The sequence below is a fragment of the Mesorhizobium sp. Cs1299R1N1 genome, from assembly GCF_037179655.1.
GTDB classification, from domain to species: domain Bacteria; phylum Pseudomonadota; class Alphaproteobacteria; order Rhizobiales; family Rhizobiaceae; genus Mesorhizobium; species Mesorhizobium salmacidum.
The window spans coordinates 199,308-213,165 of sequence record NZ_JAPYKR010000006.1; the positions used below are offsets into that span (position 1 = coordinate 199,308).

Sequence of the window (13,858 nt, forward strand, 5' to 3'; positions counted from 1 at the left end):
CCGAAGTCTATATCCTTGAACCGGAGGTTTTTGGCCAAATGACCAAGCCAGTCGATCCCGCGTCGCAGTCGCCCGCGCTTCAATCGCTCGACATGCGCTCGCGCGACATCTTCCGGCGCATCGTCGATTCCTACCTGAGGGACGGCGAGCCCGTGGGCTCGCGCAGCTTGTCGCGCATCCTGCCGTCCTCGCTGTCGCCGGCTACCATCCGCAACGTGATGAGCGACCTCGAACATCTCGGGCTGATCTACGCGCCGCATATTTCTGCCGGCCGTCTGCCGACGCAGGCTGGCCTGCGTTTCTTCGTCGATGCCTTCATGGAGCTTGGCGACCTCTCCGACGAGGAGCGCCGCGCCATCGAGGCGCAGGTGCGGGCCTCCGGCTCGGGGGCGACGCTGGAGCACATGCTGACCGAGGCCAGCCAGATGCTGTCGGGCATGTCGCGCGGCGCCGGCCTGGTGCTGGCCGCCAAGAACGAGGTGGCGCTGAAGCATATCGAGTTCATCCAGCTCGAGCCGACCAAGGCGCTTGCCGTGCTGGTGTCGCAGAATGGCGATGTCGAGAACCGCGTCGTCGAGCTGCCCGCCGGCATCACCGTCTCGCAGCTGCACGAAGCCTCGAATTTCCTCAACGCACATATTCGCGGCCGCACACTGGCCGAGGCGCGCACCGAGATCGCCCGCATCAAGGAAGAGACGAGGGCGGCGCTCGACACGCTGTCGCAGGACCTCGTCGAGAAGGGACTGGCGGTGTGGGCGGGCGCCGAAAGCGGCCTGCCGGCCCGGCTCATCGTGCGCGGCCGCGCCAATCTGCTCGAAAACGTCACCGCCCAGGCCGACATCGAATTGCTGCGCCACCTGTTCGAGGACATGGAGACGCAGGATGGTTTGATCCAGTTGCTCGACCTTGCCGAGGAGGGATCGGGCGTGCGCATCTTCATCGGTTCGGAAAACAAGCTGTTCTCGCTGTCGGGCTCGTCGCTGGTGGTGGCGCCCTATCGCGACAAGGACGCCCGCGTCGTCGGCGCGCTCGGCGTCATCGGCCCGACCCGGCTCAACTATGCCCGCATCGTGCCGATGGTTGATTATACGGCGCAGCTGATTTCCCGTATGCTGCGCTAAGGCATCGATATTCAGGTGATGCCGGCCTGCAAACGGCTGATACCTGCGCTTCCGGTGCCACCGTTTTCGACTCGGCCTGACCCGAATCTCGACATACCTTTGGTGCGACACCGAAGGACCGGCTGCAAAGGAGAAAAAGAATGGCGCTGGAATCATTCAAGGCCCAGATCAGCCTGCTGCTCGAAGAGATGGTCAACCAGCCGGAGGACCAGCACGAAATTCAGGAACAGCTGCGCGAAAAGCTGCGGGAAATGCGCGCCATGGGCCTGCCGTTGCCGGCCGATCTCGTGGAACTGGAAAAGCGCCTGGACGACGATTTTTACGCTGCCGGGACCTGATTCCGGAAGTTTGCTCACCGTGCGTGACGGAACCCACGGGCAAACCGATCGTTAATTTCCTTCACGACCGAGCGGAGGAAGTGATGCGATTGGCCGGACTGGCGATGTCGGCACTGTTTCTCACGACCGCGGCTCTCGCCCAACAAGCCGACCAGCCCGTGCTCAAAGGCCCGGCGGCCTTCGGTGACTGGCGGGCCGATAAACCGGGCGTGCGCCGGCTGATCAAGCCGGAAGACCTGCCGAGGCCCTATGTCACCAAATCCGCCTCGAACGGCGCCGGCCTGACGGAGAGGCCGCAAGGCGCCAAGCCACAACTGCCGCCCGGCTTTTCGGCGGAACTCGTTGCGTCCGGCATCGACAATCCGCGTGTCGTGCGTGTCGCGCCGAACGGTGACCTGTTCGTCGCCGACAGCGAAGCCAACCAGGTCCGTGTCTACCGGCTGACGAACGGAAGCGCGAAAGCCGCGGAGAAAAGCATCTTCGCCGGCGGCCTCAACCAGCCCTATGGCATCGCCTTCTATCCACCCGGCAATGACCCGCAATGGGTCTATGTCGCCAACAGCGACAGCATCGTGCGCTTTGCCTACCGCAATGGCGATCCGAAGGCCTCGGGCGAACCGCAAACCATTGTCGACAACATCCCCTCTAGCCACCACTGGACCCGCGACATCGCCTTTTCGACCGACGGCAAGACACTTTACCTCTCCGTCGGCTCCGGCTCGAATATCGCCGAGGACATGGGCAAAAGACCCAGAGGCGGGCTCGACGCCTGGGTCAAGTCGAAGCCGCTCGGCGCCAGTTGGGGTTCCGAGGCGGGCCGGGCCGAGGTGCGGGCTTTCGACCCCGACGGCAAGAATGGACGCATCGTCGCCACCGGGCTGCGCAATTGTTCGGGCATGACCGTGCAGCCGGCGACCGGCGCGCTGTGGTGCGTCGTCAACGAGCGCGACGCACTTGGCGACAATACGCCGGCCGAATACGCGACGACGGTCAGGGAAGGTGCCTTCTATGGCTGGCCCTGGTATTACATCGGCAACAATGAGGACCCGCGCCACAAGGGCGAGCGTCCCGACCTTGCCGGCAAGGCGACGACTCCCGACGTGCTGATGCAGGCGCATTCGGCGCCGCTCAACATCGCTTTCTACGATGGCAAAAGCTTTCCGGTGGAATATCAAGGCGACGCCTTCGTGGCCCTGCATGGCTCGTGGAACCGCGGCAACAGGACCGGCTACAAGGTGGTGCGGCTCAAGTTCAAGGACGGCAAGCCGACCGGCGAATATGAGGACTTCATGACCGGCTTCGTCGTCTCCAACGGCGAGGTCTGGGGCCGGCCGGTTGGCGTGGCAGTGGCCAAGGACGGATCGCTTGTCGTGACCGAGGACGGCAACGGCACGATCTGGCGCGTGACTTATAGTGACGGCCGGTCCTGATCCTTTGCGAACCGGAGATTGCTGCCTGGTGCAAGCGAATCCCGCGCTCAGGGCGTTTTCCCGGAGGCCGCCTCGTGCGACAAGGGCGTGACCGCCCTTGGACGCCAACGCCATGACCCTCACCGGCTTTCTCGCCTACAGCGCCGCTCTCGGCGTCGCCGCCGCCATCCCAGGCCCCGGCGTCACTGCGCTCGTCGCACGTGCGCTGGGCTCCGGCTTTCGCTCGTCGCTCGCCATGTCCTTCGGACTGATGCTTGGCGACCTCACTTATCTGACCGCCGTGGTGCTGGGCCTGGCCTTCGTCGCGCAGGAGTTCGGCATGATTTTCCTGGCGATCAAATGGGCCGGCGTCGCCTATCTCGCTTTCCTCGGCTGGCGCTTCTGGACCGCCGGCATCACGCCCGAAACCATCGAAGCCAGGAAGGGCAAGGGCGGCTTGCTGTCGAGCTTCATCGCCGGCCTCACCGTGACGCTCGGCAATCCCAAGACGATGATCTTCTATCTCGCCATCACGCCGACCATCGTCGACCTGAAGACCATCACGCTTGCCAGCTACGGCATTCTCGTCGCGCTGACGGTCGTCGTCCTGTTCGTCGTGCTGGTGCCTTACCTGGCGCTGGCGGCCAAGGCGCGTTGGTTCCTGAAGTCGCCGCGCGCGCTGAAGGTGCTGAACCGCACCGCCGGCGCCTTCTTGGTCGGCGCGGCGGCGGCGATCGCTGCTCGCCAGTAGGGCGTTTCTGCCAAACCATTCCCTGGCCCGGCTGTTTCGAGAAATGCTTTTCCGGGGGCCAGGCGTTTTCAGCACGCGCCCCACTCGGATATTTTCCAGCCGCAGCCTATCTTGCGCGGCTGAAAGCCCTATTCTGTCGGCTACTGCCAATTGCCTGAAATCCAGGGAGCGAAACCAATGAACAAGCCCGTCACTTCAGCCCGCGTGCCCGGTCGCGGCCGTATCTACGATTCCATCACCGACACGATCGGCGATACGCCCCTGGTACGGCTCGACAAGTTCGCCAAGGAGAAGGGCGTCGTTGCCAATCTGGTCGCCAAGCTCGAATTCTTCAATCCGATCGCCTCGGTCAAGGACCGTATCGGCGTGTCGATGATCGAGGCGCTGGAGGCAGCCGGCAAGATTACCCCCGGCAAGACCACGCTGATCGAACCGACATCCGGCAACACCGGCATCGCGCTTGCCTTCGCCGCCGCCGCCAAGGGCTACAAGCTGATCCTGACCATGCCGGAGACGATGTCGGTCGAGCGCCGCAAGATGCTGGCGCTGCTCGGCGCCGAGCTGGTGCTGACCGAAGGCCCGAAAGGCATGAAGGGCGCCATCGCCAAGGCCGATGAACTGGCCGCGACGATCCCCAACGCCATCATTCCGCAGCAGTTCGAAAACCCGGCCAATCCGGAAATCCACCGCAAGACGACAGCGGAGGAAATCTGGAACGATACCCAGGGCGAGATCGACATTTTCGTCGCAGGCATCGGCACTGGCGGCACGATCACCGGCGTCGGCCAGGTCTTGAAGAAGCGCAAGCCCGCGCTGCATGTCGTCGCCGTCGAGCCGGATGCCTCACCGGTGCTGTCGGGCGGCCAGCCCGGCCCGCACAAGATCCAGGGCATTGGCGCCGGCTTCGCGCCCAAGATCCTCGACACCACGGTCTATGACGAGATCGTCAAAGTCTCCAACGAGGATTCCGTCGCCAATGCGCGCCTGATTGCCCGCCTCGAGGGCGTGCCGGTCGGCATCTCGTCGGGCGCGGCCCTGCAGGCGGCAATCGTCGTCGGCTCGCGGCCCGAAAACAAGGGCAAGACGCTGGTGGTGGTCATCCCCGATTTCGCGGAGCGGTATCTGTCGACGATCCTGTTCGAGGGGCTGGGGGCTTAGGTTTTCGATACCCAGGAATAACATGCGTCGGCGGGCCGGCGCCCCCCTCTGTCCTGCCGGACATCTCCCCCTCGAGGGGGGAGATTGGCAGTTTCAGCCCCGTGCCCTTTCCTTCAACGTCGAAAATTGGCGAAAGCGTTTCATGACATCCGATCTCCCCCCTTGAGGGGGGAGATGTCCGGCAGGACAGAGGGGGGTGCTGTCCCGCTACCGTTGCTTGTTTTGCGTCGTGAGCTTGGCCCGCAGAAAAACCTGCCGTGGCGTCCCTTACCTGCTTGAATCGACCCCTGCTTCCAGTGCAAATCTCCAGCGGCCCTGGTTCGGCCGGGGGAAGGATTCCAATGTACAAGCTCTATACACGTCCCGGCAGCGGCGGCTTCGTCGTCGAGGCGGCGCTGGCGCTGATCGATGCGCATTTCGAACAGATCGACGTGCCGAAGACCGAGGCGTCCGATCCGGCCTTCCTCGCCATCAGCCCGTTGAACCAGGTGCCGGTGCTGACCTTGCCGGACGGACGCTCGATCACCGAATCGGCGGCGATCTGCATCCTGCTCGCCGAGCGCCACCCGCGGGCCGGTCTGGCGCCGGCGGCCGATGAACCGGCGCGCGCCGAGTTCCTGCGCTGGATGGCGTTCATGTCGTCGGCCCTCTATCCGGCGATCCTGCGGTTCTACTATGCCCATCGCTACACGGATGCCGAAGGTACCAAGGCGGTGAAACAGGCGGCGGTCGCCGAGATGGACCGCGGTTTTGCCGTCGTCGATGCCGCCTTGCGCGGCCGTGACTGGCTCGCCGGCGACAAGATGTCGGTGGCCGACATCTATCTCGTCATGCTGGTGGCCTGGCATCCCGACATCGACAGGGCGCGGGCGGCCTGGCCTGATATCGAGCGCCTCTGGGCGCGATTGCGGGAGCATCCGCTTATGAAGACGCTCAACACATCGCACGAGATGTGGCCGGCCTGAACGGACGGACCGAAAAGCCGGCCGCGCTCCGGGATCTCACTGCACGAGCGCGGTGCGTTTTTCCTGCAGGAAGCGGCGCACCGCCGGATCGCGCTCCAAGCCGATCGCGCGATCATAGGCTTCGACAGCCTGCGGTCCCTGGCCGAGCCTGGCCAGCAGGCCGGCACGCGCGGCCCAGTAGGGCTGGTAGTCATCGAGCCGCTTGTCGTCACCGAGCACGTAAAGGGCCGCCAATCCCGCCACCGCGCCCTCGGTCTCGGCGATCGCCACCGCGCGGTTGATCGCCACCACCGGCGACCCCGCGATCGAAAACAGCGCGTCGTAGAGCTCGCGGATCGCGATCCAGTCGGTGCGGCCGGTCAGCCGCCGCGCCGCATGGACGGACTGTACGGCCGCCTCCAGCTGGTAGCGGCCGATGACGCCCTTGGTCGCGGCGCCGCGAAGACATGCTTCGGCCTCGTCGACCAGGGCATGGTCCCACAATGCATGATCCTGCTCGGCAAGCGGCACATAATCTCCGGCCGGGTCGCGCCGCGCCGCGCGGCGCGCCTCCGCGAACAGCATCAGCGACAGCAGGCCCAGCGCCTCCGGTTCGTCCGGCAGCAGCGAGGCCACCAGCCGGCCGAGCCAGATCCCTTCGGTGGCGAGGTTGCGGCGCCGCGTCTCGGTACCGGCCGGGTCGGACCAGCCCTCCGCGAAAGCGGCGTAGATCGCCTCCAGCACCGCGTCCAGCCTTTCACCGAGTTCGGTCCGCTCCGGCACGCGGAACGGAATGCCGGTCTCGCGGATGCGGCTCTTGGCGCGCACCAGGCGCTGGCCCATCGTGGCCGGCGAGAGCAGGAAGGCGGAAGCGATCGTCGCGGCATCGAAGCCGAGGATGGTCTGCAGGATCAGCGGCGCCCGCACGCCGGATTCGATCGCCGGATGGGCGCAGGCGAACATCAGCCGCAATCGTTCGTCCGGCAGGTCCTCGTCGGTCATGCGTGCCTCCGCTTCCTCGGCAATCAGCTTGAGATGGTCACGGCCGGCTTCGCTGGTCAGCCGCCGCCGCACCGCATCGACACGCCGCCGCCTGGCTACGGCGAGCAACCAGGCTTCCGGCTTTTCCGGCACGCCGGTGCGCGGCCAGCGTTCGAGCGCCGCCGCAAAGGCGTCGGCCAGCGCATCCTCCGCGGCGGCCACGTCGCGCGTGCGCGCGGCGAGCCAGGCGACCAGCTTGCCATAGCTTTCCCGGGCGGCGGCCTCGGCGGCCGCCCGGGCGATATCCGGGCGACTGTCCATCACGCCGTCATTTCTTGGGCATATAGTCGGCCATTTCCCAGATCGGCCGCAACTCGACCGTGCCGGTGCTGGCCGCCGGACAGCGCGCCGCCCAGTCGATGGCGGTATCGATATCGGCCGCCTCGATCATGTAGAAGCCGGCAAGCTGCTCCTTGGTGTCGGCATAGGGACCGTCGATCACGTTGGTTTTGCCGTCGGCGATCCGCACCGAGGTCGTCGCCTGGGTCGGGCGCAGCCTTTCGCCGGCCAGCCACGCGCCGGACTTCTTCAACGCTTCGGTATAGGCGGCATAGGCCGCGCTCATCTGCTGGGCTTTATCGACCGGCGTGTTCGCCAGCGCGGCCTCATCGTTGTTGATCAAAAGCATGTATCGCATGGGTCTTCTCCCCTGGTTTGGAAGGCCGCTTCGTTGCGGGCCGAACGTATGTCGCGCGTCGGCGACCGATTTCGACAGGTTGCGGAAAAAACTTTCGGCTCCGGCGGCGCCTTGCGCAAGCGGGCATGTGTTTGGCGACCTCTCAACCATTCGTCTAACGCGTGGAATTGCGGGTTGGCATTTCCCTTTCGCTGTCTAAACTCGCCTCTGTCCGTGTCAGGGAGGTGATGCGGCCACTATTTCAGGGAGGAACCCAGATGTTGAATTTCAGAACGAAATTCGTTGCTGCCGGCGCGATGGCGCTTTCTCTTGGCCTTGGTGCGGCGTCGGCCAAGGCGCAGGAATTCATCAATGTGCTGACCGGCGGCACTTCGGGCGTCTATTATCCGCTCGGCGTGGCGCTGTCGGAAATCTACGGCAAGGGCATCGAGGGTGCCCGCACGCAGGTGCAGGCGACCAAGGCCTCGGTCGAGAACCTCAACCTCCTGCAGCAAGGCAAGGGCGAGATCGCATTCGCGCTCGGCGATTCCGTCAAGATGGCCGCCGATGGCAATGCCGAGGCCGGCTTCCCCGGCAAGCTCGACAAGCTGCGCGGCATCGCCGCCATCTATCCCAACTATATCCAGATCGTCGCCAGCCAGGAGTCCGGCATCAAGACGCTCGCCGACCTCAAGGGCAAGAGCCTGTCGGTCGGTGCGCCGGCCTCCGGCACCGAGCTCAACGCGCGCGCCATCTTCGCCGCCGCCGGGCTGAAATATGAGGACCTCGGCCGCGTCGAATACCTGCCCTTCGCCGAATCGGTGGAGCTGATCAAGAACCGCCAGCTTGATGCCACGCTGCAATCGGCCGGGCTGGGCGTCGCCTCGATCCGCGACCTCGCTACCTCTGTGCCGATCAATGTCGTTGCCGTGCCGCCCGAAGACGTCGCCAAGATCGGCTCGCCCTATCTGTCGGTGGTCATCCCCAAGGGCACCTATGAAGGCCAAAGCGAGGATGTCGCCACGGCCGCCGTCGGCAATTTCCTCATCACCCGTGCCGATGTCTCGGATGAGACCGCCTACCAGATGACCAAGCAGCTGTTCGAGCATCTTGACCAGCTCGCCGCCGCGCACGCCGCCGCCAAGGCGATCGATCCGGCCAAGGCGCTCGACGGCATGCCGGTGCCGCTGCATCCGGGAGCCGAGCGCTATTACAAGGAAAAGGGGCTGTTGAAGTAAGGTATCGCGGCAATCCGACATGTCTTCGCGAGGCATTGAAATTCGCCTGCTTGGGGAGCGCATCCAATGAGCGAAACACCGTCTGGAGCGATAGCCGACGGCAAATCGTCCCTCGCCCATCTCCCCCCGGGCGAAGAGCAGGTCGAAGGGTTGCCGCCGGGCTTCGGCGACGGCATCGCCGGCAAGGGGGCCTTCGCCATCGCGGTCGCCTTTTCCGCCTTCCAGATCTACATCGCCGCCTATGGCAGCCTTCCGAGCCAGGTGGTGCGGGCCATGCATGTCGGCTTCCTGCTGCTGCTCGGCTTCGCCCTGATCGCCAATCTGCGCGCCATCAGCCTGCCGGCAAAAGCCTTCTTCTGGGCACTCGGCCTGCTCGGCTTCGGCACCGGCCTCTACAACTGGGTGTTCTATACCGACCTCATCCGGCGCTCCGGCTTTCTGACCACGCCGGACCTGATCGTCGGCGCGGTGCTGGTGGTGCTGGTGTTCGAGGCCGCCAGGCGGCTGATGGGCCTGCCGCTGGCGGTCATCGCCTTCATCTTCCTTGCCTATTGCTTCGTCGGCAACCATCTGCCGCCACCCTTCATCCATCGCGGCTATGATTTCGCCCAGCTCGTCGACACCTTCGCCTACGGCACCGAAGGCATTTACGGCACGCCGATCTATGTCTCGGCCGCCTATATCTTCATCTTCGTGGTATTCGCCGCCTTCCTCGAACGCGCCGGCATGATCGCGCTGTTCAACGATTTCGCTCTCGGCCTGGTCGGCACCTGGCGCGGCGGCCCGGCGCAGGTCTGCGTGCTGTCTTCGGCGCTGATGGGCACCATTTCCGGCTCCGGCGTCGCCAATGTGGTGGCGAGCGGCCAGTTCACCATCCCGCTGATGAAGCGCTTCGGCTTCCGCTCGGCCTTCGCCGGCGCCGTCGAGGCGACGTCCTCGATGGGCGGCCAGATCATGCCGCCGGTGATGGGCGCGGTCGCCTTCATCATGGCCGAGACGCTGAACATCCCCTATGCCGACGTGGTCAAGGCGGCGATCATCCCGGCGCTGCTCTATTTCGGCGCCTGCTTCTGGCAGGTGCATCTGGAGGCCGGCAAGGCAGGCCTGCGCGGCATGGCCAAGGCGGACCTGCCAAACCCCTGGGACGCGGTGCGACAACACTGGCCGCTGGTGCTGCCGCTCGCGGCACTGATCTACCTGCTGTTCGCCGGCTACACGCCGGTCTTCGCCGGCACGATGGGCCTCGCGCTGACCATCGTGCTGATCCTCGGTACGCCGCTGGCGGCGCTGATCGGACCGCTCGCCTTCCGCGTCGTCTTCTGGCTGGCGCTCGGGCTTGCCGCCGCCTCCTTCATGAAATTCGGCGTCAACATCCTCAGCCTTGTCATCGCGGCACTCGTCATTGCCTGCCTTGCCTTCAAGGGCGGCCGCGAGACGCTGCAAATCTGCATCGACTCTCTTGCGGAAGGCGCAAGGAACGCGCTGCCGGTGGGCATCGCCTGCGCCATCGTCGGCATCGTCATCGGTACGCTGACGCTGACCGGCGTGGCCTCCACCTTCATCGGCTGGATCATCTCGATCGGCGAGAACAATCTGTTTCTGTCCCTGGTGTTGACCATGTTGACCTGCCTGGTGCTGGGCATGGGCATCCCGACCATCCCCAACTACATCATCACCTCGTCGCTGGCCGGGCCGGCGCTGCTGTCGCTCGGCGTGCCGCTGGTGGTCAGCCACATGTTCGTCTTCTATTTCGGCATCATGGCCGACCTGACGCCGCCGGTGGCGCTGGCCGCCTTCGCCGCAGCGCCGATGGCCAAGGAGAGCGGCCTCAAGATCGGCATCCAGGCGACCAAGCTTGCCATTGCAGGCTTCGTCGTGCCGTTCATGGCGGTCTACACGCCGGCTTTGATGCTGCAGGACGCCGGACCGATCGCCGCGCAGTTCGGCTATCCCGTCGAGGTCGCCTACATCGTTCTCAAGGCGTGCATGGGCATCGTGCTGTGGGGCGCCGCCGCCGTCGGCTTCCTTGCCACGCGCATGGCTTGGTGGGAGCGGCTCGTCGCCTTCGCCGCCGGCGTGCTGCTGGTGGCGGCGGTGCCGTTGACCGACGAGACCGGCTGGGCGCTGTCGCTGGCCTGGGTCGGCTGGCATGTCTGGCGTGCGCGGCAGGCGCCGGCCAGCGCATGATCCCGAACCGAAGGTCAGCGAACGCAAAAAACGGGGCCCGGTTTTCGCAGGAGATCCTGCTCAAGCGAGGAACCGCATGAGCCTGTGCATCCTCGCCGCCGGCAAGACGGTGACGCTTGGCGTTGCCGCCTTCACGCTGGCCTGGACCCATTCGGTGGAACGGACGCGCTGGGAGGAGGACTGGACGGTGCAGCCCTCCGGCCTGCAGGTGATAGAAGCCCGCATCAAGGGCTCGGGGGCCGGCATGGAGCCGCCGGAAGGTGCCGAACTGCGCGACGGCTGGTGGGTCTATGCGCCCAAGGTGGGCGCGCAGCGTCGCATCCTGCTCGCCGCCTCCGGCGCGACCGGCGATGGCTGGACGCTGTGCACGGTTCAAGGCTGCCTGGCACTCGGCAAGACGGCGGGCGACATGATCTCGCTCGAGCCTTGCGAACCCACAGGCTTCAGCCAGCCGCGATAGCGCACGATCAGGCCGGTGAGCGGATGCGATATCTCGACATGGAAGCGGAATTTTCCGTCCTCGACGGTCTCGAAGGAGGTCGAGCGCGGGCAGAGCCACATCGGCAATGGCAGGTCGAGAATGCTCCAGCGCCGCAGGATCAGCTTCAGCTTGTCGCCTTCGGCCACCAGCGCCATGGCGAAGGTCAGCGGGCCGAAGCGCTCGCATAACAGGCGCTCAGCAAGCCCACGTCCCGCGAACTGGCGGCTGGAGAAGCTGCGCGCGCCGAATGTCCGTGTCCAGGTTGCTCCATCCGGGTCGACGTCGAAACAGACACGAACCGGGATGTCGGCGGCAGGCCCGGGGAACCCGACCAGCCATGCCGTTAGCCGGCCAAGAATGTTGCGTCCGCGCTCGACGCGGGCACGGCCTTCGGCCATTCCAGCCCGGTCATGCATGGCCTGGATTTCGCCGGGCAAACCTTGCCAGGCGTCGCCGAGCAGATCGGCGTAGAGCGGCCTGTCGGTATCGCCGCTGTCATCGCGAAAGCCGGGATAGATCGCCCTGCCGGCGAACAGGGCCTCGTAGTCGGCAAGCTCGAGGTGGTTGACGGCGGCCCTTGCTCCGGGCGCCGGTGGATGACCGTCGAGCGCCTTGCGAACCAGCGCCTCGACAGCCATTGACGGGATCAGCGGCCCGTCATCGCCTTCCGCCAGCAGATGCCAGGAGCGCTTGACCAACGCGCCGGTCGGGTCGGCACCCTCGACGGCCACGAACATGCCGCCGCGATGCTCGCCCCAGCGCAGGCGATTGGACGCCCAATGCATCAGCGGGGCGAGCGGCGACAGCGAGCGGACCAAGCCGATGCGCGCCAGCCAGGCAAGGCCGATCAGGGCGCGGTGCAGGGTTTCGGGAACCGGGCCGGCGCCCATCCAGATGGTTTTGGTCTGCGGCCACAATTCGCCCAGCGCGCGCAGGTCCGGCACGTCGACCAGCGAGAACAGCGTATTCCCCAGCGGCACGCGTCCCGGCGGCGCGATGGTGGTGCGCATCTGTTCGGTCAGCGGATGGCCCCGCGCCTTGACGCCGCCGCGCAGCAGCGTGACCGGCTGTCCGGCGTAACCCGCGATGGCGCGGATGACGTTTTCGCCGACGCCGGCATAGGGCGACGGCGCGATGCCGCCCCTGATCGTGTCGACCCGCGCCATGCCGGATGAGAGCCGGCGCACCACCGCGGCCGTCAGCACCGGGAAGCTGGAGACGCCGGACAGCACGAACAGCCCTGCTCGTCTGGCGGCCGCGTCGAAGGCCGGCATGCCGGCGACGAAGTCCGACCCGTCGGCGAGATCGAGATAATTGACGCCTTGTTCGATACAGGCCTCGACCAGCCGGTAGCAGCCCGCGCCATAGGCCTGGAACGGGCCGCTGGCGTCGACCAGCGTGTCGGGGCGCAGCAACGCCAGTTGTGCGGCGAGGTCGCCATCGCGATCGAACACGGCCGGCACCAAGCGCGCGGCGACTGAACCGCGGTGTCCGCACCAGGCCGCAGCCTTCGCCAGCGAACGGCCGGCGACCATGATGGTCAGCCGGGGCTCATTCTCCAGGAGCTGGACGATGCGGCCGCCGAAGGTGCCATAGCCGCCGACGATGAGAAGCTTCATGCGCTTGCCCCCCAAGCCAGTCTTACAGCTTCTGATTTCATGCATGTCGTTGTCCCGGAACCGAAGACGCTTCCGGGCGACATGCATTAGCCGATCAACCGCCCGCGCAGTTCGGCCGGCGGGACGTCGCAACTGTCCTTCCTGCCGAACAGGGCATGGCGATTCCTGGCGATGCGATCGTAGAGCCAGTCGCGCAGCGGGCGCGGCAACAGCAACAAAGCCCTAGCCGCCCGCCAAGGCCAGCCAAGCTCGGCCATCACGGCGACAAAACTATCGAGACGGGTGAAGGGAACGCCGCCGACAAGGACGAGATTGGTTTCGTAGCTGTTGGTCGGCAGGTTGTATTTGCGGAACAATGCCTCGCCGAGCGGCGATTGCGCGGTGGCGAAACGGAAGCGCGCCTTGCGGTCGAGGCGCACCACCATGCGCACGAAGCCTGAACAGAACACGCAGGCGCCGTCGAAGACGATCAGCGGATGGCTTGCATCAAAGGCTAGGGAAGGCGGCTTGGGACGGTCGGTCACGCTGGCCTCGGCTGCTTATGTCCCCAGGACACTAAGCCAGCCGATGGCGACATCAAAGACGCGGCGATGTCGCACGCCGTCTGTCGGTGAAAGTCGGGCGATAGGCGGTGGCGCGGGTCTCGATGCCCGGCCTGCAGATGCGGCTGTTGTGGCGGCTTTCGAAGGTCATGGTCAGTGCGCGCCCAGCGACGTGCCGCGACGGGCGCAGGCCGGACCGGGGCCGCGCATGTAATAGCGCTCGGGCCGATAGGTCGGCGCGACGAATTCGCGGATGGCGGCGACATAGCCGATGAGGTGCGTGAGGAAGTTCATTTTACCTGGTCCCTGTCCCGATTTTCGGATGTCCCTTCCGAATTGCGAGAACGATAGCATCGAGGCGTGAATACTCAGTGAACGTGATGTTAATTTCTGGTCGAAAACCCGTCGCTTCG

Annotated in this window: 14 protein-coding genes; 9 read left to right on the plus strand and 5 right to left on the minus strand. The window is 65.6% G+C overall.

All coding sequences use genetic code 11. The features are described 5' to 3' along the window. The first annotated feature begins 38 nt into the window (after positions 1-38). The 6 genes from hrcA to O7A70_RS15170 all read left to right on the plus strand — a co-directional run bounded on the left by hrcA (position 39) and on the right by O7A70_RS15170 (position 5,742). Entirely contained in the window at positions 39-1,121 is a 1,083-nt protein-coding gene (gene hrcA, locus O7A70_RS15145; RefSeq protein WP_027142559.1) for a heat-inducible transcriptional repressor HrcA, read from the plus strand. A gap of 140 nt (positions 1,122-1,261) precedes the next feature. Next, the gene (locus O7A70_RS15150; protein ID WP_015314792.1) at positions 1,262-1,459 is read left to right on the plus strand and encodes a hypothetical protein; all 198 of its coding nucleotides are present in this window, start codon (positions 1,262-1,264) and stop codon (positions 1,457-1,459) included. A gap of 83 nt (positions 1,460-1,542) precedes the next feature. Then, positions 1,543-2,889: a PQQ-dependent sugar dehydrogenase gene (locus O7A70_RS15155; protein WP_337141065.1), complete on the plus strand. Its 1,347-nt coding sequence runs from the start codon at positions 1,543-1,545 to the stop codon at positions 2,887-2,889. Positions 2,890-3,001: 112 nt separating this feature from the next. Continuing rightward, a complete protein-coding gene (locus tag O7A70_RS15160; protein ID WP_337141066.1) occupies positions 3,002-3,619 on the plus strand; it encodes a LysE family translocator in 618 nt (205 codons plus the stop codon). Positions 3,620-3,796: 177 nt separating this feature from the next. Then, positions 3,797-4,777: a cysteine synthase A gene (gene cysK / locus O7A70_RS15165; protein WP_337141067.1), complete on the plus strand. Its 981-nt coding sequence runs from the start codon at positions 3,797-3,799 to the stop codon at positions 4,775-4,777. A 341-nt stretch (positions 4,778-5,118) separates the two neighbouring features. Continuing rightward, positions 5,119-5,742: a glutathione S-transferase family protein gene (locus O7A70_RS15170; RefSeq protein WP_337141068.1), complete on the plus strand. Its 624-nt coding sequence runs from the start codon at positions 5,119-5,121 to the stop codon at positions 5,740-5,742. A gap of 36 nt (positions 5,743-5,778) precedes the next feature. Here the strand turns inward: O7A70_RS15170 and O7A70_RS15175 are convergent, their stop codons facing one another. Both O7A70_RS15175 and O7A70_RS15180 read right to left on the minus strand, forming a co-directional pair. Beyond that, positions 5,779-7,023, minus strand: a complete 1,245-nt coding sequence (locus tag O7A70_RS15175) for an RNA polymerase sigma factor (RefSeq protein WP_337141069.1) — start codon at positions 7,021-7,023, stop codon at positions 5,779-5,781. Between the two features lie 7 nt (positions 7,024-7,030). Further along, a complete protein-coding gene (locus O7A70_RS15180) occupies positions 7,031-7,399 on the minus strand; it encodes a YciI family protein (protein ID WP_337141070.1) in 369 nt (122 codons plus the stop codon). Positions 7,400-7,656: 257 nt separating this feature from the next. Here O7A70_RS15180 and O7A70_RS15185 point away from each other — a divergent pair, with 257 nt between their 5' ends. The 3 genes from O7A70_RS15185 (at position 7,657) to O7A70_RS15195 (ending at position 11,263) form a co-directional block, all read left to right on the plus strand. Continuing rightward, a complete protein-coding gene (locus tag O7A70_RS15185; RefSeq protein ID WP_337141071.1) occupies positions 7,657-8,616 on the plus strand; it encodes a TAXI family TRAP transporter solute-binding subunit in 960 nt (319 codons plus the stop codon). Between the two features lie 66 nt (positions 8,617-8,682). Next, positions 8,683-10,803 (plus strand): TRAP transporter permease, encoded by a 2,121-nt coding sequence (locus O7A70_RS15190; RefSeq protein ID WP_337141072.1) that lies wholly within the window; start codon positions 8,683-8,685, stop codon positions 10,801-10,803. 76 nt (positions 10,804-10,879) lie between these two features. Then, complete coding sequence (locus tag O7A70_RS15195; RefSeq protein WP_337141073.1) at positions 10,880-11,263, plus strand: DUF1850 domain-containing protein; 384 nt, start codon at positions 10,880-10,882, stop codon at positions 11,261-11,263. Here the strand turns inward: O7A70_RS15195 and O7A70_RS15200 are convergent. From O7A70_RS15200 to O7A70_RS15210, 3 genes are all read right to left on the minus strand, one after another. After that, entirely contained in the window at positions 11,176-12,903 is a 1,728-nt protein-coding gene (locus O7A70_RS15200) for an SDR family oxidoreductase (protein WP_337141074.1), read from the minus strand. The genes O7A70_RS15195 and O7A70_RS15200 overlap by 88 nt on opposite strands. 86 nt (positions 12,904-12,989) lie before the next feature. Then, positions 12,990-13,427, minus strand: coding sequence for a thiol-disulfide oxidoreductase DCC family protein (locus O7A70_RS15205; protein WP_337141075.1), 438 nt, complete (start codon positions 13,425-13,427; stop codon positions 12,990-12,992). Between the two features lie 171 nt (positions 13,428-13,598). Continuing rightward, on the minus strand, positions 13,599-13,739 hold the full coding sequence (locus O7A70_RS15210; protein WP_084636462.1) for a hypothetical protein: 141 nt from the start codon (positions 13,737-13,739) through the stop codon (positions 13,599-13,601). Positions 13,740-13,858 lie beyond the last annotated feature (119 nt).

What these genes read in the sequence shown, in the direction of transcription:
- hrcA (WP_027142559.1), top strand. Translation starts at nt 39, where the DNA reads ATGACCAAGCCAGTCGATCCCGCGTCGCAGTCGCCCGCGCTTCAATCG.
- O7A70_RS15150 (WP_015314792.1), top strand. Translation starts at nt 1,262, where the DNA reads ATGGCGCTGGAATCATTCAAGGCCCAGATCAGCCTGCTGCTCGAAGAG.
- O7A70_RS15155 (WP_337141065.1), top strand. Translation starts at nt 1,543, where the DNA reads ATGCGATTGGCCGGACTGGCGATGTCGGCACTGTTTCTCACGACCGCG.
- O7A70_RS15160 (WP_337141066.1), top strand. Translation starts at nt 3,002, where the DNA reads ATGACCCTCACCGGCTTTCTCGCCTACAGCGCCGCTCTCGGCGTCGCC.
- cysK (WP_337141067.1), top strand. Translation starts at nt 3,797, where the DNA reads ATGAACAAGCCCGTCACTTCAGCCCGCGTGCCCGGTCGCGGCCGTATC.
- O7A70_RS15170 (WP_337141068.1), top strand. Translation starts at nt 5,119, where the DNA reads ATGTACAAGCTCTATACACGTCCCGGCAGCGGCGGCTTCGTCGTCGAG.
- O7A70_RS15175 (WP_337141069.1), bottom strand. Translation starts at nt 7,023, where the DNA reads ATGGACAGTCGCCCGGATATCGCCCGGGCGGCCGCCGAGGCCGCCGCC.
- O7A70_RS15180 (WP_337141070.1), bottom strand. Translation starts at nt 7,399, where the DNA reads ATGCGATACATGCTTTTGATCAACAACGATGAGGCCGCGCTGGCGAAC.
- O7A70_RS15185 (WP_337141071.1), top strand. Translation starts at nt 7,657, where the DNA reads ATGTTGAATTTCAGAACGAAATTCGTTGCTGCCGGCGCGATGGCGCTT.
- O7A70_RS15190 (WP_337141072.1), top strand. Translation starts at nt 8,683, where the DNA reads ATGAGCGAAACACCGTCTGGAGCGATAGCCGACGGCAAATCGTCCCTC.
- O7A70_RS15195 (WP_337141073.1), top strand. Translation starts at nt 10,880, where the DNA reads ATGAGCCTGTGCATCCTCGCCGCCGGCAAGACGGTGACGCTTGGCGTT.
- O7A70_RS15200 (WP_337141074.1), bottom strand. Translation starts at nt 12,903, where the DNA reads ATGAAGCTTCTCATCGTCGGCGGCTATGGCACCTTCGGCGGCCGCATC.
- O7A70_RS15210 (WP_084636462.1), bottom strand. Translation starts at nt 13,739, where the DNA reads ATGAACTTCCTCACGCACCTCATCGGCTATGTCGCCGCCATCCGCGAA.